Source organism: Pseudomonas sp. DR208 (assembly GCF_019823005.1).
Lineage (GTDB): Bacteria > Pseudomonadota > Gammaproteobacteria > Pseudomonadales > Pseudomonadaceae > Aquipseudomonas > Aquipseudomonas extremorientalis.
Window position 1 is genome coordinate 244099 of the sequence record NZ_CP081944.1, and the last position, 17710, is coordinate 261808.

Annotated in this window: 22 protein-coding genes; 14 read left to right on the forward strand and 8 right to left on the reverse strand. The window is 61.3% G+C overall.

All coding sequences use genetic code 11. From position 1 onward, the window contains the following. Window positions 1–32: 32 nt before the first annotated feature. From K5K89_RS01075 to K5K89_RS01100, 6 genes are all read left to right on the forward strand, one after another. Window positions 33–983, forward strand: coding sequence for a choline sulfate utilization transcriptional regulator (locus K5K89_RS01075; RefSeq protein ID WP_071490910.1), 951 nt, complete (start codon window positions 33–35; stop codon window positions 981–983). A gap of 31 nt (window positions 984–1014) precedes the next feature. Further along, the gene (locus K5K89_RS01080; RefSeq protein ID WP_058424390.1) at window positions 1015–1344 is read left to right on the forward strand and encodes a DOPA 4,5-dioxygenase family protein; all 330 of its coding nucleotides are present in this window, start codon (window positions 1015–1017) and stop codon (window positions 1342–1344) included. A 96-nt stretch (window positions 1345–1440) separates the two neighbouring features. Beyond that, window positions 1441–2400 carry a 2-dehydro-3-deoxygalactonokinase gene (locus K5K89_RS01085; RefSeq protein WP_222540706.1) on the forward strand — a complete coding sequence of 320 codons (960 nt, stop codon included), beginning with the start codon at window positions 1441–1443 and terminating at the stop codon, window positions 2398–2400. A 1-nt stretch (window position 2401) separates the two neighbouring features. Next, a complete protein-coding gene (locus K5K89_RS01090) occupies window positions 2402–3022 on the forward strand; it encodes a 2-dehydro-3-deoxy-6-phosphogalactonate aldolase (RefSeq protein ID WP_092241476.1) in 621 nt (206 codons plus the stop codon). Window positions 3023–3069: 47 nt separating this feature from the next. Next, complete coding sequence (dgoD, locus tag K5K89_RS01095; protein WP_003170741.1) at window positions 3070–4218, forward strand: galactonate dehydratase; 1149 nt, start codon at window positions 3070–3072, stop codon at window positions 4216–4218. 67 nt (window positions 4219–4285) lie between these two features. Beyond that, on the forward strand, window positions 4286–5596 hold the full coding sequence (locus tag K5K89_RS01100) for an MFS transporter (protein WP_071490913.1): 1311 nt from the start codon (window positions 4286–4288) through the stop codon (window positions 5594–5596). 40 nt (window positions 5597–5636) lie between these two features. On the opposite strand, the gene K5K89_RS01105 is transcribed toward K5K89_RS01100, so the two are convergent. From K5K89_RS01105 to trpB, 3 genes are all read right to left on the reverse strand, one after another. Continuing rightward, on the reverse strand, window positions 5637–6077 hold the full coding sequence (locus K5K89_RS01105) for an anti-virulence regulator CigR family protein (RefSeq protein ID WP_222540707.1): 441 nt from the start codon (window positions 6075–6077) through the stop codon (window positions 5637–5639). Window positions 6078–6213: 136 nt separating this feature from the next. After that, window positions 6214–7023, reverse strand: a complete 810-nt coding sequence (trpA, locus tag K5K89_RS01110; RefSeq protein WP_071490915.1) for a tryptophan synthase subunit alpha — start codon at window positions 7021–7023, stop codon at window positions 6214–6216. Further along, window positions 7023–8249, reverse strand: a complete 1227-nt coding sequence (gene trpB / locus K5K89_RS01115; protein WP_222540708.1) for a tryptophan synthase subunit beta — start codon at window positions 8247–8249, stop codon at window positions 7023–7025. Before trpB ends, trpA begins: the two co-directional genes overlap by 1 nt. 110 nt (window positions 8250–8359) lie before the next feature. Here trpB and K5K89_RS01120 point away from each other — a divergent pair, with 110 nt between their 5' ends. Then, window positions 8360–9256 (forward strand): LysR family transcriptional regulator, encoded by an 897-nt coding sequence (locus tag K5K89_RS01120; RefSeq protein WP_093514267.1) that lies wholly within the window; start codon window positions 8360–8362, stop codon window positions 9254–9256. On the opposite strand, the gene K5K89_RS01125 is transcribed toward K5K89_RS01120, so the two are convergent. Continuing rightward, window positions 9253–9579, reverse strand: coding sequence for a YqjD family protein (locus K5K89_RS01125; protein ID WP_003170746.1), 327 nt, complete (start codon window positions 9577–9579; stop codon window positions 9253–9255). The genes K5K89_RS01120 and K5K89_RS01125 overlap by 4 nt on opposite strands. A gap of 156 nt (window positions 9580–9735) precedes the next feature. On the opposite strand from K5K89_RS01125, the gene K5K89_RS01130 reads away from it, so the two are divergent. Both K5K89_RS01130 and K5K89_RS01135 read left to right on the forward strand, forming a co-directional pair. Next, window positions 9736–9951 carry a dodecin gene (locus K5K89_RS01130; protein WP_032885105.1) on the forward strand — a complete coding sequence of 72 codons (216 nt, stop codon included), beginning with the start codon at window positions 9736–9738 and terminating at the stop codon, window positions 9949–9951. Between the two features lie 115 nt (window positions 9952–10066). After that, on the forward strand, window positions 10067–10294 hold the full coding sequence (locus tag K5K89_RS01135; RefSeq protein ID WP_012721486.1) for a DUF1161 domain-containing protein: 228 nt from the start codon (window positions 10067–10069) through the stop codon (window positions 10292–10294). A gap of 61 nt (window positions 10295–10355) precedes the next feature. Here the strand turns inward: K5K89_RS01135 and K5K89_RS01140 are convergent, their stop codons facing one another. Then, a complete protein-coding gene (locus K5K89_RS01140) occupies window positions 10356–11357 on the reverse strand; it encodes an LLM class flavin-dependent oxidoreductase (protein ID WP_071490918.1) in 1002 nt (333 codons plus the stop codon). Between the two features lie 218 nt (window positions 11358–11575). Between K5K89_RS01140 and K5K89_RS01145 the strand changes: the two genes are divergently transcribed. Together K5K89_RS01145 and K5K89_RS01150 are read left to right on the forward strand one after the other, a co-directional pair. Continuing rightward, on the forward strand, window positions 11576–12007 hold the full coding sequence (locus K5K89_RS01145) for an OsmC family protein (protein WP_017253980.1): 432 nt from the start codon (window positions 11576–11578) through the stop codon (window positions 12005–12007). A gap of 146 nt (window positions 12008–12153) precedes the next feature. Continuing rightward, on the forward strand, window positions 12154–12393 hold the full coding sequence (locus K5K89_RS01150) for a DUF1161 domain-containing protein (RefSeq protein ID WP_010207769.1): 240 nt from the start codon (window positions 12154–12156) through the stop codon (window positions 12391–12393). Here K5K89_RS01150 and K5K89_RS01155 read toward each other — a convergent pair whose 3' ends face one another. After that, entirely contained in the window at window positions 12394–12816 is a 423-nt protein-coding gene (locus K5K89_RS01155) for a hypothetical protein (protein ID WP_071490919.1), read from the reverse strand. It abuts the gene before it with no gap. Window positions 12817–12957: 141 nt separating this feature from the next. Between K5K89_RS01155 and K5K89_RS01160 the strand changes: the two genes are divergently transcribed. Further along, entirely contained in the window at window positions 12958–14001 is a 1044-nt protein-coding gene (locus K5K89_RS01160) for an aminopeptidase (RefSeq protein ID WP_222540709.1), read from the forward strand. A gap of 84 nt (window positions 14002–14085) precedes the next feature. On the opposite strand, the gene K5K89_RS01165 is transcribed toward K5K89_RS01160, so the two are convergent. Continuing rightward, window positions 14086–14745 carry an HAD family hydrolase gene (locus tag K5K89_RS01165; protein WP_222540710.1) on the reverse strand — a complete coding sequence of 220 codons (660 nt, stop codon included), beginning with the start codon at window positions 14743–14745 and terminating at the stop codon, window positions 14086–14088. Beyond that, window positions 14742–15284, reverse strand: a complete 543-nt coding sequence (locus K5K89_RS01170; protein ID WP_092241455.1) for a gamma carbonic anhydrase family protein — start codon at window positions 15282–15284, stop codon at window positions 14742–14744. Before K5K89_RS01170 ends, K5K89_RS01165 begins: the two co-directional genes overlap by 4 nt. Before the next feature lie 54 nt (window positions 15285–15338). Between K5K89_RS01170 and prlC the strand changes: the two genes are divergently transcribed. Beyond that, on the forward strand, window positions 15339–17438 hold the full coding sequence (prlC, locus tag K5K89_RS01175; RefSeq protein ID WP_170856038.1) for an oligopeptidase A: 2100 nt from the start codon (window positions 15339–15341) through the stop codon (window positions 17436–17438). After that, window positions 17435–17710 carry a YheV family putative zinc ribbon protein gene (locus K5K89_RS01180; protein ID WP_003187322.1) on the forward strand — a complete coding sequence of 92 codons (276 nt, stop codon included), beginning with the start codon at window positions 17435–17437 and terminating at the stop codon, window positions 17708–17710. Before prlC ends, K5K89_RS01180 begins: the two co-directional genes overlap by 4 nt.

Below are 17710 nucleotides of genomic sequence, written 5' to 3' on the forward strand. Positions count from 1 at the left end.
ATGAAAAGCAATGTCTAGGATAAGCACCGCTTATGTATGAAGCCCTTGGCGACCTGTCCCTCGATCTGCTGCGCGCGTTCGAAGCCGCAGCGCGCCACCGCAGTTTTACCGCCGCTGCCATGGAACTGGGCACCACCCAGCCCGCGATCAGCCAGCAGATCAAGCGCCTGGAAGAACAACTGGCGATCCGCCTGTTTGATCGCATCTACCGTGGCATTGAGTTGACCGATGCCGGCGCCCTGTTGTTCGAGCATGTGCAGGGCGGTTTGCAGGGCATCAACCAGGGACTGAGCCTGATCACCCAGCAGGATCAGCATGAAGTGCTGCAAGTGGCGACCGACTTCGCCTTCGCCGCTTATTGGTTGATGCCGCGTTTGCACCGCTTCCACCAGGCCAACCCTCAGGTGGACGTCAGCCTGGTGACCAGCGAACGCAACCACGCGACCTTGCGCAGCGATATTGATGTGGCGGTGCTGTTTGGCGACGGCCGTTTCAAGCAGGGCGATAGCCTGTGGCTGTTCAACGAGGAAGTGTTCCCGGTGTGCAGCCCGCAGTGGCTCAAAGAACAGGCCACGCCACTGACTAAGCAAAATTTGCACGATTTTCCGTTGTTGCACCTGCGCCAGGAAAACAACAGCCAGTGGTTCGACTGGAGTGGCGTGTTTCGCGAACTGGGCATCACCACTGCGCCTACTCCCGGCCAGCTGCGCTTCGATAACTACACCCTGTTGATCCAGGCTGCGATTGCCGGCCAGGGCGTGGCCATCGGCTGGCGCCATCTGGTGGATAACCTGCTGGAGCAGAACTGGCTGTGCCGACCGATCCACGACACGGTGATCTCGCGTTTCGGCTATTACGTGGTGCAACCCCAGCGCAAACGCCGAGGGCAGTTGGTGGAGCGGTTTGTCGACTGGCTGGTGGCCGAGCAAGCCAGCAGCGCGCAGTCGCTGACCGGACTGGCCCTGCCATCGATTGCGGTCTAGCATCTGGCGCATATTGGATCCGGAGTCCGTCATGCAACGTATCAAGGGCTATCACGCCCATATCTACTTCGACGCGAACACTATCGAACAGGCACGCACCTTGTGCGAAGACGCTGCCAAACTGTTCCCGCTGCGCATGGGCCGTGTGCACGAGCGGCCTGTAGGGCCGCACCCGGACTGGAGCTGCCAGTTGGCGTTCGACCCGGAATACATCGGTGTGGTGCTGCCGTGGCTGGTGATCCATCGCAATGGCCTGGTGGTGTTCCTGCACCCCGATACCGGCGATGATCTGAAGGACCACACGGACTATGCCGTCTGGATGGGGGCGATGCGGGAGCTGAACTTGTCAGCTTTTTCTTAAATTAAATCCCTAAATATGGGATTGATATTTATATATTGAGACTTCATCCGCCGTAGGTTTATATTCGCTGCATCCGCTCAGAACGCAGGTGAAGCGATGCAGGCGCAATTGATCGCGCTCGATTGGGGTACCAGTTCCCTTCGTGCTTATAAACTCGGCCCCGCCGGCGCAGTGCTGGAACAGCGCTCGCTGGCGTGGGGCATCATGCATTTGCCCAATGAACCCCGGGACATTGCTGGCGTGCGTTGCAGCGATGGCTTCGAGTTGGCGTTCGATGCGGCGTGTGGTGACTGGCTCGACGCCGAGCCCGGTTTGCCAGTGATTGCCTGCGGCATGGTCGGCAGTGCCCAGGGCTGGAGCGAAGCGGCTTATCGCGACACCCCTGTCGATGTCGCCAGCCTTGGCCAGGCGCTGCATAAGGTGCGCAGCCTGCGTGGCGTGGATGTGCATATCGTGCCGGGCGTGATCGAGCAGATCGGCTTGCCCAACGTGATGCGCGGCGAAGAAACCCAAGTGCTGGGCGTGCTTCAAGGGCTGGGCACCGATGGGTTGATCGGCCTGCCCGGCAGCCATTCCAAGTGGGTCGAGGTGGTCGATGGCTGCATCACTCACTTCGACACCTTCATGACCGGCGAGCTGTTTGCGGTGTTGAGCAAGCACAGCATCCTCGGGCGTACCCAACAACAATCCGCACAATTCCAGGCTGACGCCTTTGACTGCGGCGTGCAGGTGGCGCTGTCCAAAGACGGCGAGCGCGGCGTGCTGTCGACGCTTTTCAGTGCGCGCACCCTGGGCCTCACCGCCGAACTCACTGCCGAGCAGCAGCCCGATTACCTCTCCGGCTTGCTCATCGGCCATGAACTCGCCGGCCTGCCCGGCAGTGCCCGGCACAAGCCGATCATCCTGGTCGGCGCCGCGCCCCTCTGCGCCCGCTATCAACGCGCCCTCGCCCTCTGCGGCTTCGCCCACGTCAGCCTGGCGCAGGAAGCCACCGAGCGCGGGCTGTGGCAATTGGCGGTGGCATCCGGGCTCACTCAACCTGTACTGGAGGCCTGACATGCTCAAGCACGCACTCGCACAAAACGGTTTGATCGCGATTCTGCGCGGCATCCGTCCGGACGAAGCCCAGGCCGTCGGCCAGGTGTTGTACGAGGCCGGGTTTCGTGTGATCGAAGTCCCGCTGAATTCGCCCGATCCTTACACCAGCATCCGCACCCTGCGCGACAGCCTGCCCGCCGATTGCCTGATCGGCGCCGGCACGGTGTTGCTGCCTGAGCAGGTCGAGCAGGTGAAGGCGGCCGGTGGCCAGGTGATCGTGATGCCCCACAGCGATGCCAAGGTGCTGCGAGCGGCGAAAGCCGCAGGCCTGTTCCTGTCGCCAGGTGTGGCGACACCGACCGAAGCTTTCGCCGCCCTGGCCGAAGGTGCTGACGTGCTGAAGCTGTTCCCCGCCGAGCAGATGGGCCCGGCGGTGATCAAGGCGTGGCTGGCGGTACTGCCGGCAGGCACCTTGCTGCTGCCGGTCGGCGGCATTACCCCGGACAACATGCAGGTGTTTGTCGATGCCGGCGCCAAAGGGTTCGGGCTGGGTTCCGGGTTGTTCAAACCGGGTATGACAGTGGATCAGGTAGCGAGCCGTGCCCAGGCTTATGTCGCCGCCTGGAAAGTCCTGAGCTGACATCAAGTTCCGCGCCCCTGGCGCTGCATCTATAAGAGAGACAAGAGATGAAAATCACCAAACTGACGACCTTTATCGTCCCGCCGCGCTGGTGCTTCCTCAAGGTCGAGACCGACCAGGGCGTGACCGGCTGGGGTGAGCCCGTGGTCGAAGGCCGCGCCCATACCGTGGCGGCAGCGGTCGAAGAACTGTCCGACTACCTGATCGGCAAAGACCCGCGCAACATCGAAGACATCTGGACCGTGCTCTATCGCGGCGGCTTCTATCGCGGCGGCGCGGTGCACATGAGCGCCCTCGCCGGTATCGACCAGGCGCTGTGGGACATCAAGGGCAAGGCCCTCGGCGTGTCCGTCAGCGACTTGCTCGGCGGCCAGGTGCGCGACAAGATCCGCGTGTACTCGTGGATCGGTGGTGACCGCCCAGCCGACACCGCACGCGCTGCCAAAGAGGCGGTGGCTCGAGGCTTCACCGCGGTGAAGATGAATGGCACCGAAGAACTGCAATTCGTCGACAGCTTCGAAAAGGTCGACCTGGCCCTGGCAAACGTCGCCGCTGTGCGTGATGCGGTCGGCCCCAACGTCGGCATCGGCGTCGACTTCCATGGCCGTGTGCACAAGCCCATGGCCAAGGTGCTGATGAAGGAGCTGGATCCGTACAAGCTGATGTTTATCGAAGAGCCGGTGCTCAGCGAAAACTACGAAGCGCTCAAGGAGCTTGCGCCGCTGACCAGCACCCCGATTGCCCTGGGCGAGCGCCTGTTCTCGCGCTGGGACTTCAAGCGTGTGCTCAGCGAAGGCTATGTCGACATCATCCAGCCCGATGCTTCCCACGCGGGTGGCATCACCGAAACCCGCAAGATCGCCAACATGGCCGAGGCCTATGACGTGGCCCTGGCACTGCACTGCCCGCTGGGTCCGATTGCCCTGGCGGCGTGTTTGCAACTGGATGCGGTCTGCTACAACGCGTTTATCCAGGAGCAAAGCCTGGGCATTCACTACAACGAGAGCAATGACCTGCTCGACTACGTGCGCGACCCCGGTGTGTTCGACTATGACCAGGGCTTCGTGAAGATCCCCAACGGGCCGGGGCTGGGCATCGAGATCAATGAGGAATACGTGATCGAGCGCGCGGCCATCGGCCACCGCTGGCGCAACCCGATCTGGCGGCATGCCGACGGCAGCTTCGCCGAGTGGTAAGCACCCTGTAGGAGCCGGGATGCCGGCTCCTGCAAGCCCTCAATAAACATAAGAAGAGGCAACCCCCATGCACCCTGAATCCTTCACCGGGCAGGCGTCTTTAGTCACGCCTACCAAAAAGCGTTTTTTCATCATGGTGCTGTTGTTCATCACCGTGGTGATCAATTACCTCGACCGCAGCAACCTGTCGATTGCCGCCCCGGCGCTGACCAGCGAACTGGGCATCGACCCGGTTCAGGTCGGGCTGATTTTCTCCGCGTTCGGCTGGACCTACGCAGCCATGCAGATCCCTGGCGGCTGGCTGGTGGACCGCGTGCCGCCGCGCATTCTCTATACCGCCGCGCTGATCTTGTGGTCCATCGCCACCGTGATGCTCGGCTTCGCTGCCAGCTTTATCGCGTTGTTCGTGCTGCGCATGGCGGTGGGTGCCCTGGAAGCCCCGGCGTATCCGATCAACAGCCGCGTGGTCACCACCTGGTTTCCCGAGCGCGAACGCGCCACGGCGATTGGCTTCTACACCTCCGGGCAGTTTGTCGGGCTGGCATTCCTCACGCCGGTACTGGCCTGGCTGCAACACGCCTTCGGCTGGCACATGGTGTTTGTCGTCACCGGTGGCGTTGGCATCCTGTGGGGGATCATCTGGTACGCGGTGTATCGCGAGCCGAAGGATTTCAAAGGCGCCAACGCCGCTGAAATCGAGCTGATCCGCGAAGGCGGCGGCCTGGTGGACATGCAGGAAAAAACCGCCAAGGCCCCGTTCAGCTGGGTCGACCTGGGGATCGTGCTGAGCAAGCGCAAACTCTGGGGCATCTACCTGGGGCAGTTCTGCCTGAATTCCACGCTGTGGTTTTTCCTGACGTGGTTCCCCACCTACCTGGTGAAATATCGCGGGATGGACTTCATCAAGTCCGGCCTGCTGGCATCGTTGCCGTTCCTGGCGGCGTTTGTCGGCGTGCTGTGTTCCGGGATCTTTTCCGACTGGCTGATTCGTCGCGGCGCGTCGGTGGGGGTTGCGCGCAAGTTGCCGATCATTGGCGGGCTGCTGATTTCCACGGCGATCATCGGCGCCAACTATGTGGACTCGACGGCCTGGGTGATTGCGTTCCTGGCGGTGGCGTTCTTTGGCAATGGCCTGGCGTCGATTACCTGGTCGCTGGTCTCGACCCTGGCACCGGCGCGCCTGTTGGGGCTGACCGGTGGGGTGTTCAACTTCATCGGCAACCTGTCGGCGATTGCCACACCGATTGTGATCGGCTTTTTGGCCAGCGGTGATTCGTTTGCGCCGGCGATTACCTACATCGCGGTGCTGGCCTTGCTCGGGGCGCTTTCCTACGTGTTGCTGGTGGGTAAAGTCGAGCGCATCCAGCTGAATGAATAGCCTGCGGTGAAAGCGCTCGCCACAATATTATCGTTGGGGCCTAGTTGAGCACGCCGTCGAGGATCTCGTAGACGATGCCCGTGCCCACCGCAATCAACACCACATCCGGCCCCGAACGGCGCCACTCATAACCCGGGTACACCGGCAGGCGCGCCAGGGCACGGTTGTCGAGGCGTTCGCCGTAGTAACCACGGGGCAACGGCTGGCCACGTACCAGGCGCACGTTGGGGGGTGGCGGTGCGCCTCGGGCGAACTGGCCGTGGTTGTCATGGATGATCTGGCGTACCGGGCCGAAGTCCTGGGGCGGGCCGCTGCGGCGGTTGTCCTGCGGGCCGCGATGGTCGTCGCCATGTTGTTCGTGCTGGCCTTGCGGGCCGCCATGGTCGGGGCCGCCTTGGTCATAAGGCGCGGCTTGCACCAGCGCGCTGGCGCCAAGCACCAGCACGCCTAGGCCTGCGATCACGGATCTGGGCATTTTCATCGGGTCTTCCTCAGGGCACACAAACAAAAAAGGGACCTCGAACGAGGTTCGAAATCCCTTGGTCTTGCTGTTTAGGCCGTGCCCGAGCAGGTTGATTCCTCTGTATCAGGAACTTTACCTACCGCTTACGGGGGCCTTACTTACGGGCGTTACGCACGCCTTCCGACAGTGCCGCACACAGGCTCAACACGCCGTCGATGGCTTGCTGGTCGTTCTTGGCATTGGCGATGTGATCGATCAGCGCCGAACCCACCACCACACCGTCGGCCAGGCGGGCGATGGCCGCCGCTTGTTCCGGTGTGCGGATACCAAAGCCGATGCTGATCGGCAGGTCGGTGTGGCGGCGCAGACGGGTCACGGCTTCTTCGACGTGTTCCAGGGTCGCCGCACCGGCACCGGTCACGCCGGCGACCGAAACGTAATACACGAAGCCGGAGCTGCCGTTGAGCACGGTAGGCAGGCGTACGTCGTCGGTGGTCGGTGTGGTCAGGCGGATAAAGTCGATGCCTGCGGCCTGGGCCGGGTCGCACAGCTCGCCGTTATGCTCGGGCGGCATGTCGACCACGATCAGGCCGTCGACCCCGGCTTCCTTGGCGTCGGCGATGAACTTCGGTACGCCGTATTTGTGGATCGGGTTGAAGTAGCCCATCAACACCAGCGGCGTGTCGTTGTTGTCCTGGCGGAACTCGCTGACCATCTGCAGGGTTTTCACCAGGTTCTGTCTGGCATTCAACGCACGGATGTTGGCCAGCTGAATGGCCGGGCCGTCCGCCATCGGATCGGTGAAGGGCATGCCAAGCTCGATCACATCGGCACCGGCGGCCGGAAGGCCTTTGAGGATCGCCAGGGAGGTGTCATAGCCAGGGTCGCCAGCGGTGACGAAGGTTACCAGGGCGGCACGGTTCTGTTCTTTCAGCTGGGCGAAGCGGGTGTGCAGGCGGCTCATCAGTGTTTCTCCTGCTGCGACTGTTCCCTATGGTGCATGACGGTTTGCATATCTTTATCGCCACGACCCGACAGGTTGATCACCATCAGGTGATCCTTCGGCAGGGTCGGGGCGCGCTTGAACACTTCGGCCAGGGCGTGGGCGCTTTCCAGGGCCGGAATGATCCCTTCCAGGCGGCAGCATTTGTGGAAGGCATCGAGGGCTTCGTCATCGGTCACCGAGGTGTACTGGACGCGGCCGATGTCATGCAACCAGGCGTGTTCCGGGCCGATGCCGGGGTAATCCAGGCCGGCAGAGATGGAGTGGGCGTCGATGATCTGGCCATCGTCGTCCTGCAGCAGGAAAGTACGGTTGCCGTGCAGTACGCCAGGTACGCCACCGTTGAGGCTGGCGGCGTGCTTGCCGGTTTCGATGCCGTGGCCGGCGGCTTCAACGCCGATGATCTCCACGCTCGTGTCATCCAGGAACGGGTGGAACAGACCCATGGCGTTGGACCCCCCGCCGATGCACGCCACCAGGCTGTCCGGCAGGCGGCCTTCCTGGGCTTGCAGTTGGTCGCGGGTTTCCTTGCCGATCACGGCCTGGAAGTCGCGCACCATGGCCGGGTACGGGTGCGGGCCGGCCACGGTGCCGATCAGGTAGAAGGTGCTGTCGACGTTGGTTACCCAGTCACGCAGGGCTTCGTTCATCGCGTCCTTGAGGGTGCCGGTGCCGGCGAGCACCGGGATCACTTCGGCGCCCAGCAGCTTCATGCGGAACACGTTGGCCTGTTGGCGCTCGATATCAGTGGTGCCCATGTAGATCACGCATTGCAGGCCAAAGCGCGCAGCCACGGTGGCAGTCGCCACGCCGTGCATGCCGGCGCCGGTCTCGGCGATGATGCGTTTCTTGCCCATGCGCCGCGCCAGCAGGATCTGGCCGATGCAGTTGTTGATTTTGTGTGCGCCGGTGTGGTTCAGCTCTTCGCGCTTGAGGTAGATCTTGGCGCCGCCGCAGAACTCGGTCAGGCGCTCGGCAAAATACAACGGGCTTGGACGACCGACGTAGTCACGTTGGAAGTAGGCCAATTCCTCGTTGAACGCCGGATCGATCTTGGCCGCTTCGTATTCGCGGGCCAGGTCGAGGATCAACGGCATCAGGGTTTCAGCGACGTAACGGCCGCCGAACGCGCCGAACAGGCCGTTGACGTCTGGGCCGTTGCGTAGATCGGTCTGGGACTGAGTCATGGGACGCTCCAGGAGAGAATGGGTGTAGGAAGCAATGAGGGCCACTCTACCCCTGACGTCCTGCGCTGAAAACCGATAAGATCGCCGCAACCTGTCAGGAAAACTCACAAATGAGTCGAGACCTTCCACCCCTCAATGCCTTGCGTGCCTTTGAAGCCACCGCCCGTTTGAACAGCGTCAGCCAGGCAGCCGAGCAATTGCATGTGACCCATGGTGCGGTAAGCCGGCAATTGAAAGTGCTGGAAGAGCACTTGGGCGTGAGTTTGTTCGTCAAGGAGGGGCGCGGCCTTAAACTCACAGATGCCGGTACTCGTTTACGTGACGCCAGTGCCGAGGCGTTCGAGCGGCTGAGGGACGTGTGCGCCGAACTGACCCAGAGCAGTGCCGACGCACCGTTCGTGCTGGGTTGCTCGGGCAGCTTGCTGGCGCGCTGGCTGATCCCGCGCCTGGGTCGCTTGAACGCGGACCTGCCGGACCTGCGCCTGCATCTGTCGGCGGGTGACGGTGACCTCGACCCGCGCCGCCCCGGCCTGGATGCCCTGTTGGTGTTCGCCGAGCCACCCTGGCCTGCGGATATGCAGGTGTATGAACTGGCCAGCGAACGCATCGGCCCGGTGATGAGCCCGCGTTTTGCCGGCTACGAGCGGCTGCGCCGGGCACCCGCGTCGGCGTTGTGTGGTGAAGCGCTGTTGCACACCACCTCACGTCCGCAAGCCTGGCCCAGTTGGGCGCGGCAACACGGCATCGAACCCGGCGCGTTGAAACACGGCCAGGGGTTTGAGCATTTGTATTATTTGCTGGAGGCGGCAGTGGCCGGGCTGGGCGTTGCGATTGCGCCAGAACCGCTGGTGGTCGAAGACTTGCGCGCGGGTCGCCTGGTGGCGCCGTGGGGTTTCAGTGAAACCCCGGCGCACCTGGCGTTGTGGCTACCCAAGCGCGCCGCAGACGGACGCGCCGGGCAACTGGCGCAGTGGCTCAAGGCTGAGCTGTTGCGCCAGCCAGATTAGTCACCGCGCTTGCACAGCAGGTAGGCGGCCAGCAGGCCCAGTGCGCCTACGGCAACACCGGCTGTGGTCCATGGGTGTTCTTGTGCGTAGTCCCGGGTTGCGACACCGGTTTCGCGAATTTTGACTTTGCTTTCTTCGTAGGCATCGCTGATCAGGTGGCGGGAGTGCTTGAGGGCATTCTCGGCATTGCTTTTCAGGGCCTTCAAGGTTTTGCGCGATTCGTCAGACGCATCGTCCTTGAGGCTTTCCAGAGACTTGAGCAGGCTCGAAATCTCGGCTTCCATGCTTTCCAGCGACGCTTTGCGTAAAGAAGTGTTGGCCATGTGGACTCTCCTGAAGTGATTGAGTGGCGTGTGTAGATACCGACTGCGGCCGTTTCAGAAAGTGCAGTTAATCTGAACTTTCAGGTAGGAACGGTCGCCAGAAGCAGTACGAACATTGACTGCTACGCTTGCTTAACGACCCTTAGGAGAACTGCCATGAGTGATCATCACACCTACAAGAAAGTCGAATTGGTTGGCTCGTCGACCACCAGCATCGAAGACGCGATCAACAATGCTATTGCTGAAGCCAACAAGAGCATCAAGCATCTCGAGTGGTTTGAAGTGACTGAAACACGTGGCCATATCGAGAATGGCAAGGTTGCGCACTATCAGGTCACCCTCAAGGTAGGGTTCCGAATTGCCAGTAGTTGATCGCAGCGGTTGAACTTGCTGACTGGCCGATTGCCATAACCTGCGCTACAACCAATGGGTGCCGATGCCGCAAGCGTCGGCACGCTCTTTTTGATCAGCGCAAGGAAAGTAACGGATGAAGAAGTTCCTGTTAGCGGTAGGTTTGTTGAGCATTGCAGGCACAGCCCTGGCGGCGGGCAAGCCTTGTGAAGAGCTGAAAAGCGAGATTGCGGCGAAAATCGACGCCAAGGGCGCTTCGGGTTATTCGTTGGAAGTTGTGGATAAAGGCGCTGCAGCCGATGGCTACACGGTAGTCGGCAGCTGCGAAGCCGGTACCAAGGAAATCGCCTACAAGCGCGGTTAATCCCGTGTTGCAGACGTAAAAAACCGACGCGAGTGCGTCGGTTTTTTTTCGCCTGAGGGTTTTAGCCCTTCATCACTTGCGCCAGCAGTTCGTAGGAATGAATCCGATCGGCGTGCTCGTACAGGTCGCAGGTAAAGATCAGCTCATCGGCGCCGGTTTGTTCGATCAGCACCTCCAGCTTGGCGCGGATCTTTGCCGGGCTACCGACCATGGCCAGGCCGAGGAAGCTGCCGACCGCGTCTTTTTCATGGGGCAGCCACAGGCCGTCCATGGTTTTCACCGGTGGGCGCTGCACCAGGCTTTGCCCGCGCATCAGCGCGAGGATGCGCTGGTAGACCGAGGTGGCGAGGTATTCAGCCTGTTCATCCGTATCTGCAGCGACCAGCGGAATGCCAAGCATCACGTAAGGCTTGTCCAGCACGGCCGAAGGCTTGAAGTGATTGCGATACACGCGAATCGCCTCATGCATCAGGCGCGGTGCGAAATGCGAGGCGAAGGCGTAAGGCAGACCGCGCTCACCTGCCAATTGCGCGCTGAACAGGCTGGAGCCCAGCAGCCAGACCGGTACGTTGGTGCCGGTACCGGGGACGGCGATCACCCGTTGGTCGGGGGTGCGTGGGCCGAGGTAGGCCATCAGCTCCGCCACATCTTCGGGGAAATCGTCGGCACTGCCGGAGCGCTCACGGCGCAGGGCGCGGGCGGTCATCTGGTCGGAGCCGGGTGCGCGGCCCAGGCCCAGGTCGATACGGCCGGGGTAGAGGCTTTCCAGGGTGCCGAACTGTTCGGCGATCACCAGCGGCGCATGGTTGGGCAGCATCACGCCGCCAGAGCCGACGCGGATCGTCGAGGTGCCACCGGCCAGGTAACCCAGCAGCACCGAGGTGGCCGAACTGGCGATACCGTCCATATTGTGGTGTTCAGCCACCCAGAAACGGGTGTAGCCGAACTTTTCTACATGCTGGGCCAGGTCCAGGGAATTGCGCAGTGACTGCGCCGGACTGCCGTTGGCGCGCACGGGCACCAGGTCGAGGGTCGAGAACTTTACGTCGGACAGCGATTTCATAAGCCTGCTTCTCCAAAGGGGCCGCAGGCTTTTTAGACGAACCAAAACCTGCCGCTTCATGTGCATGCTCTATGCAATGAGGGCATATACCCGAGATTCAATAGCAGGCCAGGAAATTTCCTACTGAATCGCTAGGTTTTTCTCACAATATGAACTTTGCCGGGCCGACTATCCTCAGAACCCTTACTGACGCAAAACCACCGTTCGAGGAGACCGCTATGAGTATTGTTAAAAAAGCATCCGCGCATTGGGAAGGTGACCTGAAGACTGGCCTGGGCTCTATTTCCACGGAAACCGGCGTACTGCGTGAAGCGCCCTACGGCTTCAAGGCCCGTTTCGAGGGCGGCAAGGGCACCAACCCGGAAGAACTGATCGGTGCGGCCCACGCCGGCTGTTTCTCCATGGCGTTTTCCATGATTCTCGGCGATGCCGGGCTCAAGGCTGACAGCATTGATACCCAGGCCGAAGTGACTCTGGACCAGGTTGACGGTGGTTTTGCGATCACCGCTGTGCACCTGATCCTCAAGGCCAAGATTCCGGGCGCGAGCCAGGCGCAGTTCGATGAACTGAGCAAAAAAGCCAAGGAAGGATGCCCGGTGTCCAAAGTGCTGAACGCAAAAATCAGCCTGGATGCCACCTTGGTCAGCTGACACACCCCGTCCAATGTGGGAGGGGGGCAAGCCCTCTTCCACATTTAGCCCTGCGTTAAATCAGAACTCGTGTTTTGTAAGTGTGGTCCTATTACCATGCAGCCTAGGCGCACACCCGTGCGCAATGCATTCAGGGAGCTTCACACATGAAACGTTTTGCCTTGGCGATCATCTGCGGTGTATTGGCCACATCGGCTGTGGCCGCGCCAAAAGACTGCGAAGAGCTCAGGAAGGAGATCGAGGTCAAGATCCAGGCCAACGCGGTTCCGTCCTACACTTTGGAGATTGTCAGCAAGGAAGAAGCCGACAAGCACGACAGTGCCATGGTCGTCGGCAGCTGTGAGAACGGCACTAAGGCCATTGTCTACCAGAAGAACAACGACTGATCAGATGCAGTTGACGCTGCGTTCCTCCGCGAGCAACTGACGCGCCGAATCGTACAACCGGATATTCGGCGTGAAGGCCAGCGAGCGTCCTTCCAGCACATAACGCTGGCCAGCCTGGAAGTGGTCATATTCCAGGGTCATGAAGCAGGTGCGATACATCATCTGGCTGAGCCCACCCAAACCGCCGCCGGCCGGGACTTCAAAGTCGAAGCGCACCATCAGTTCATGATGGCCGGGTGGCATTTGGAAGAAACGTCCGTCATCCAGGTTCTTGCCGTCCAGACGCTGCGCCATGACCAGCTTGGAACCCGGCGTCGGCGTAGTGAAATCGACCCACGCCTGTTGCGGATCCATCGGTGGTACGGGTGTTGTCGTGCAGGCGCTGAGGAACAAAGCGGCGACGGGTAACAAGAGCTGGCGCATGGCAGGCACTCAACGGGAAGATAGAATTGAGCCTGCTGCGACGGCGGCAGACTTCCTATGAGTATAAACACGTCGCGCCATGGAAAAATTCCGCCTGGGCGCGATAGTCTGGCGAGCAAATTACCCAGGAGCGGTCGGGGCATGGTCAGGCGTTTTCTTCCAGGGTTGATGGTTGTGCTGCTCAGCGGCTGTTCCAGTGTCAGCTATTACAGCCAGTTGGCCAGCGGTCAGTGGCAATTGCTGCGGGCCCGGGAGCCGGTGGCGCAGGTGATCGCCGACCCTTCCCGCCCACCGCTGTTGCGCGAACACCTGGCGCAATCGCAAAAGGCGCGTACGTTCGCCAGTGAACACCTGCATCTGCCTGACAACCAGAGTTACAGGTTGTACGCCGACATTGGCCGACCCTATGTGGTCTGGAACGTCTTCGCCACGCAGGAGTTTTCCCTGTCTCCTGAAACCCATTGCTTCCCCATTGCGGGCTGTGTGGCCTATCGCGGCTACTACAACCAGGGTGCGGCGCGTGGTGAGGCGGCGTTGTTGAAGCAGCGAGGCATGGACGTGTCGATCGGCGGTGTCGAGGCCTATTCCACCTTGGGCTGGTTCAATGACCCGATCATGAATTCGATGATGAACTGGGGTGATGAGCGGCTGGCCACGTTGATCTTCCACGAACTGGCGCATCAGCGTTTCTATGTGAAGGACGACACCGAGTTCAATGAGTCGTTTGCCAATTTCGTCGAGCAGGAAGGCACGCGCCAGTGGCGCGCTGCACGTGGCTTGGCGCCGCAGAGCCTGTCGGCGTCGAAGCAGCGTGATGAGTTCATTCAGCTGATCCTCGATACCCGCCAACGATTGGAAAAACTCTATGCCCAACCCTTGGCCGCTGATGTGATGCGCCGGGCGAAGGCGGCCGAGTTCGAGCGTCTGCGTCGCGATTACCGGCAGCTGCGCGACAGCCAGTGGGGCGGGGACAAACGGTATGACGCGTGGATCAACCAACCCATGAACAATGCGCGGTTGTTACCGTTCGGGCTGTATGACCAGTGGGTGCCTGCGTTTGCGGCGTTGTTTGCGCAGGAAGGTGGGGATTGGCTGAGGTTTTATGCGGCGGTGGAGAAGCTGGGCGGATTGCCGATGGAGCAGCGCAAGGCGGCGTTGAGGCAGTTGCAAGGTATTGGCCTTTAGGGCCTCATCGGGGGCAAGCCCCTCCCACATGCTAATTTGTGAACACACTCAACTGTGGGAGGGGGCTTGCCCCCGATAGCGCCCTCAAGTGCGCTGCAAAAACGCGTGGTGCATCTGCGCCAACGTCTCGAAATGCCAGGTCGGCGCCTCGGCATTCAGCTCCTCGAAACTGCCGAACCCATACCCCACCGCCGCCGAATCCAGCCCATTCTTGTGCGCGCCGATCAGGTCATGCTTGCGATCACCAATCATCAAGGTGGTGGCCGGGTCCAGGCCTTCCTCGCTCATCAGGTGGGCGATCAGTTCGATTTTGTTGGTGCGCGTCCCGTCCAGCTCGCTGCCGTAGATCACCTTGAAGTGCTTGGCAAAGTCGAAATGCCGGGCGATTTCGCGGGCAAACACCCAGGGCTTGGAAGTGGCGACGTAGAGCTGGCGGCCTTGATCGTTCAATGCTTCCAGCAGAGGCATCACGCCGTCGAACACACGGTTTTCGTACAGGCCGGTGACCTTGAAACGCTCGCGATAGAAGTTCACCGCTTCCCAGGCCTTGGCCTCGTCGAAGCCGTAGAACTGCATGAACGCCTGCAGCAAGGGCGGGCCGATGAAGTGTTCGAGTTTGGTCAGGTCCGGCTCGTCGATACCCAACTTGCCGAGGGCATACTGGATCGAGCGGGTAATGCCCTCGCGTGGGTCGGTGAGCGTGCCGTCCAGGTCGAACAGGACGGTTTGGTAAGGCAGGGTCATCGGTCGAATCCTTCAGCCAGGTGCAGGTCTTTGAGCTTCACGTAGTTCGCGGCGCTGTAGGTGAAAAAGGCGCGTTCCTTGTCAGTCAACGGGCGAATCTGTTTGACCGGGCTGCCGACATACAGGAAGCCGCTTTCAAGTTTCTTGCCCGGCGGCACCAGGCTGCCGGCGCCGATGATCACGTCGTCCTCGACCACGGCGCCATCCATCACGATGCTGCCCATACCGATCAGGATGCGATTGCCGACTGTGCAGCCATGCAGCATGACCTTGTGGGCGATGGTCACGTCGTCGCCGATCAACAGGGGGAAACCGTTCGGGTTGAACGGCCCGGCGTGGGTGATGTGCAGCACACAGCCATCCTGCACGCTGGTGCGCGCACCGATACGGATACGGTGCATGTCGCCACGGATCACGGTCAGCGGCCAGACCGAGCTGTCGGCGCCGATTTCGACATCGCCGATCACCACCGCCGAAATATCGACAAAAGCCCCGGCGCCCAGGGCTGGCGTGTGGTTCTGATAGGTGCGAAGGGTCACGATAGCCTCTCTCTCTTCTGCTGATAGCTGCGGTGGGCGTTGATTGTAATTAAGATGGCCCCATCTTTGTTCTTACATGTTTCTTCAGCCAAGGTGCCAACCGTGAGCGCGAACAACCCTCTTCTGCAGTCCTACGACCTGCCGCCGTTCTCGGCGATCCGTGCCGAGCACGTCCAGCCGGCCATCGAACAGATCCTCGCCGACAACCGCGTTGCCATCGAAGGCATCCTGCAAAGCCAGGGCAAAAATCCGACATGGGCCGGCCTGGTGCTGGCCATGGACGAGCTGAATGATCGTCTGGGCGCCGCGTGGAGCCCGGTCAGCCACCTCAACGCCGTGTGCAACAGCGCCGAACTGCGCGAAGCCTACGAAGGCTGCCTGCCGGCATTGAGCGCCTACTCCACCGAGATGGGCCAGAACCGTGCGCTGTTCCAGGCCTTCGAAGCCTTGGCTAACAGCCCGGAAGCCGCCGGTTTCGACGTGGCGCAGAAAACCATCCTGGAACATTCCCTGCGTGACTTCCGCCTGTCGGGCATCGATCTGCCGCCGGAGCAGCAAAAACGCTACGCCGAAGTGCAGAGCAAGCTGTCGGAGCTGGGCAGCAAGTTCTCCAACCAGTTGCTGGACGCCACCCAGGCCTGGACCAGGCACGTCACCGATGAAGCCACCCTCGCCGGGCTGACCGACTCGGCCAAGGCGCAAATGGCCGCCGCCGCCCAGGCCAAAGGTCTCGACGGCTGGCTGATCACCCTCGAATTCCCTAGCTACTACGCCGTCATGACTTACGCTCAGGACCGTGCCCTGCGTGAAGAAGTCTACGCGGCCTACTGCACCCGCGCGTCGGACCAAGGCCCGAATGCCGGTCAGAACGATAACGGCCCGGTGATGGAACAGATCCTCGACCTGCGCCAGGAACTGGCCCAGTTGCTGGGTTATGCGTCGTTCTCCGAACTGAGCCTGGCCACCAAGATGGCCGAGTCCAGTGACCAGGTGCTGAGCTTCCTGCGTGACCTGGCCAAGCGCAGCAAGCCGTTTGCCGCCCAGGACCTGCAACAGCTCAAGGCCTACGCCGCCGAACAAGGCTGCGCCGACCTGCAAAGCTGGGACAGCGGTTTCTACGGCGAAAAACTGCGCGAGCAGCGCTACAGCGTGTCCCAGGAAGCCCTGCGCGCCTACTTCCCGATCGACAAAGTGCTGGGCGGCCTGTTCGCCATCGTGCAGCGCCTGTACGGCATCGAGATCGCCGAGCAGAAAGGCTTCGACACCTGGCACCCGGATGTCCGCCTGTTCGAAATCAAGGAAAACGGGCAACACGTGGGCCGCTTCTTCTTTGACCTGTATGCCCGCGCCAACAAGCGCGGCGGTGCCTGGATGGACGGTGCCCGCGACCGTCGCCGCACCATCGACGGTGTGCTGCAAAGCCCGGTGGCCAACCTGGTGTGCAACTTCACCCCGGCCGACAGCGGCAAGCCTGCCCTGCTGACCCACGATGAAGTCACCACGTTGTTCCACGAATTCGGCCACGGCTTGCATCACCTGCTGACCCGCGTAGAACACGCAGGCGTGTCCGGCATCAATGGCGTGGCCTGGGATGCGGTGGAACTGCCGAGCCAGTTCATGGAGAACTGGTGCTGGGAGCCGGAAGGCCTGGCGCTGATCTCCGGCCACTATGAAACCGGCGAGCCGTTGCCCCAGGACCTGCTGGAAAAAATGCTCGCGGCGAAGAATTTCCAGTCCGGCCTGATGATGGTGCGCCAACTGGAGTTCTCGCTGTTCGACTTTGAATTGCACGCCACCCACGGCGATGGTCGCAGCGTGGCGCAGGTGCTGGAAGGAGTGCGCGATGAAGTGTCGGTGATGCGTCCGCCGGCCTACAACCGCTTCCCCAACAGCTTTGCGCACATCTTCGCGGGCGGTTATGCGGCGGGTTACTACAGCTACAAGTGGGCCGAAGTGTTGTCGGCGGATGCCTTCTCCAAGTTCGAAGAAGACGGCGTGCTCAACGCCGAGACCGGCCGTGCCTTCCGCGAAGCGATCCTGGCGCGTGGCGGCTCCCAGGAGCCGATGGTGCTGTTCGTCGACTTCCGCGGACGTGCGCCGTCGATTGACGCACTCTTGCGCCACAGCGGCCTGAGTGAGGACGCGGCAGCATGAGTGAAGGGCCTGTGATTACCAAAAAGCAATTTATCGCCGGGGCGGTCTGCCCGGCATGCAGTGAACCGGACAAGCTGAAGATGTGGACCGAGGACAACGTCCCGCACCGTGAGTGCGTGGCTTGCGGCTATACCGACACGCTGAATGATCAAGGGTTGTCGGTGCCCAAGGAATTGGGTACGCGGGTCAATACCACGGCGTTGAAAGCACCGGCGGACCCGAAGGTGCAGGCGGTGCAGTTCTTTCCTAATCCGAAGTTGAAAAAAGACTGA

Excerpts from the sequence above, each read along its gene's own strand:
- K5K89_RS01160 (WP_222540709.1), top strand. The coding sequence starts at position 12,958 with ATGGTCAGGCGTTTTCTTCCAGGGTTGATGGTTGTGCTGCTCAGCGGC.
- K5K89_RS01090 (WP_092241476.1), top strand. The coding sequence starts at position 2,402 with ATGCTCAAGCACGCACTCGCACAAAACGGTTTGATCGCGATTCTGCGC.
- trpA (WP_071490915.1), bottom strand. The coding sequence starts at position 7,023 with ATGAGCCGCCTGCACACCCGCTTCGCCCAGCTGAAAGAACAGAACCGT.
- K5K89_RS01075 (WP_071490910.1), top strand. The coding sequence starts at position 33 with ATGTATGAAGCCCTTGGCGACCTGTCCCTCGATCTGCTGCGCGCGTTC.
- K5K89_RS01140 (WP_071490918.1), bottom strand. The coding sequence starts at position 11,357 with ATGAAATCGCTGTCCGACGTAAAGTTCTCGACCCTCGACCTGGTGCCC.
- K5K89_RS01120 (WP_093514267.1), top strand. The coding sequence starts at position 8,360 with ATGAGTCGAGACCTTCCACCCCTCAATGCCTTGCGTGCCTTTGAAGCC.
- prlC (WP_170856038.1), top strand. The coding sequence starts at position 15,339 with ATGGCCCCATCTTTGTTCTTACATGTTTCTTCAGCCAAGGTGCCAACC.
- K5K89_RS01155 (WP_071490919.1), bottom strand. The coding sequence starts at position 12,816 with ATGCGCCAGCTCTTGTTACCCGTCGCCGCTTTGTTCCTCAGCGCCTGC.
- dgoD (WP_003170741.1), top strand. The coding sequence starts at position 3,070 with ATGAAAATCACCAAACTGACGACCTTTATCGTCCCGCCGCGCTGGTGC.
- K5K89_RS01130 (WP_032885105.1), top strand. The coding sequence starts at position 9,736 with ATGAGTGATCATCACACCTACAAGAAAGTCGAATTGGTTGGCTCGTCG.
- K5K89_RS01145 (WP_017253980.1), top strand. The coding sequence starts at position 11,576 with ATGAGTATTGTTAAAAAAGCATCCGCGCATTGGGAAGGTGACCTGAAG.
- K5K89_RS01100 (WP_071490913.1), top strand. The coding sequence starts at position 4,286 with ATGCACCCTGAATCCTTCACCGGGCAGGCGTCTTTAGTCACGCCTACC.
- K5K89_RS01085 (WP_222540706.1), top strand. The coding sequence starts at position 1,441 with ATGCAGGCGCAATTGATCGCGCTCGATTGGGGTACCAGTTCCCTTCGT.
- K5K89_RS01105 (WP_222540707.1), bottom strand. The coding sequence starts at position 6,077 with ATGAAAATGCCCAGATCCGTGATCGCAGGCCTAGGCGTGCTGGTGCTT.
- K5K89_RS01125 (WP_003170746.1), bottom strand. The coding sequence starts at position 9,579 with ATGGCCAACACTTCTTTACGCAAAGCGTCGCTGGAAAGCATGGAAGCC.
- K5K89_RS01080 (WP_058424390.1), top strand. The coding sequence starts at position 1,015 with ATGCAACGTATCAAGGGCTATCACGCCCATATCTACTTCGACGCGAAC.
- K5K89_RS01165 (WP_222540710.1), bottom strand. The coding sequence starts at position 14,745 with ATGACCCTGCCTTACCAAACCGTCCTGTTCGACCTGGACGGCACGCTC.
- K5K89_RS01180 (WP_003187322.1), top strand. The coding sequence starts at position 17,435 with ATGAGTGAAGGGCCTGTGATTACCAAAAAGCAATTTATCGCCGGGGCG.
- trpB (WP_222540708.1), bottom strand. The coding sequence starts at position 8,249 with ATGACTCAGTCCCAGACCGATCTACGCAACGGCCCAGACGTCAACGGC.
- K5K89_RS01150 (WP_010207769.1), top strand. The coding sequence starts at position 12,154 with ATGAAACGTTTTGCCTTGGCGATCATCTGCGGTGTATTGGCCACATCG.
- K5K89_RS01135 (WP_012721486.1), top strand. The coding sequence starts at position 10,067 with ATGAAGAAGTTCCTGTTAGCGGTAGGTTTGTTGAGCATTGCAGGCACA.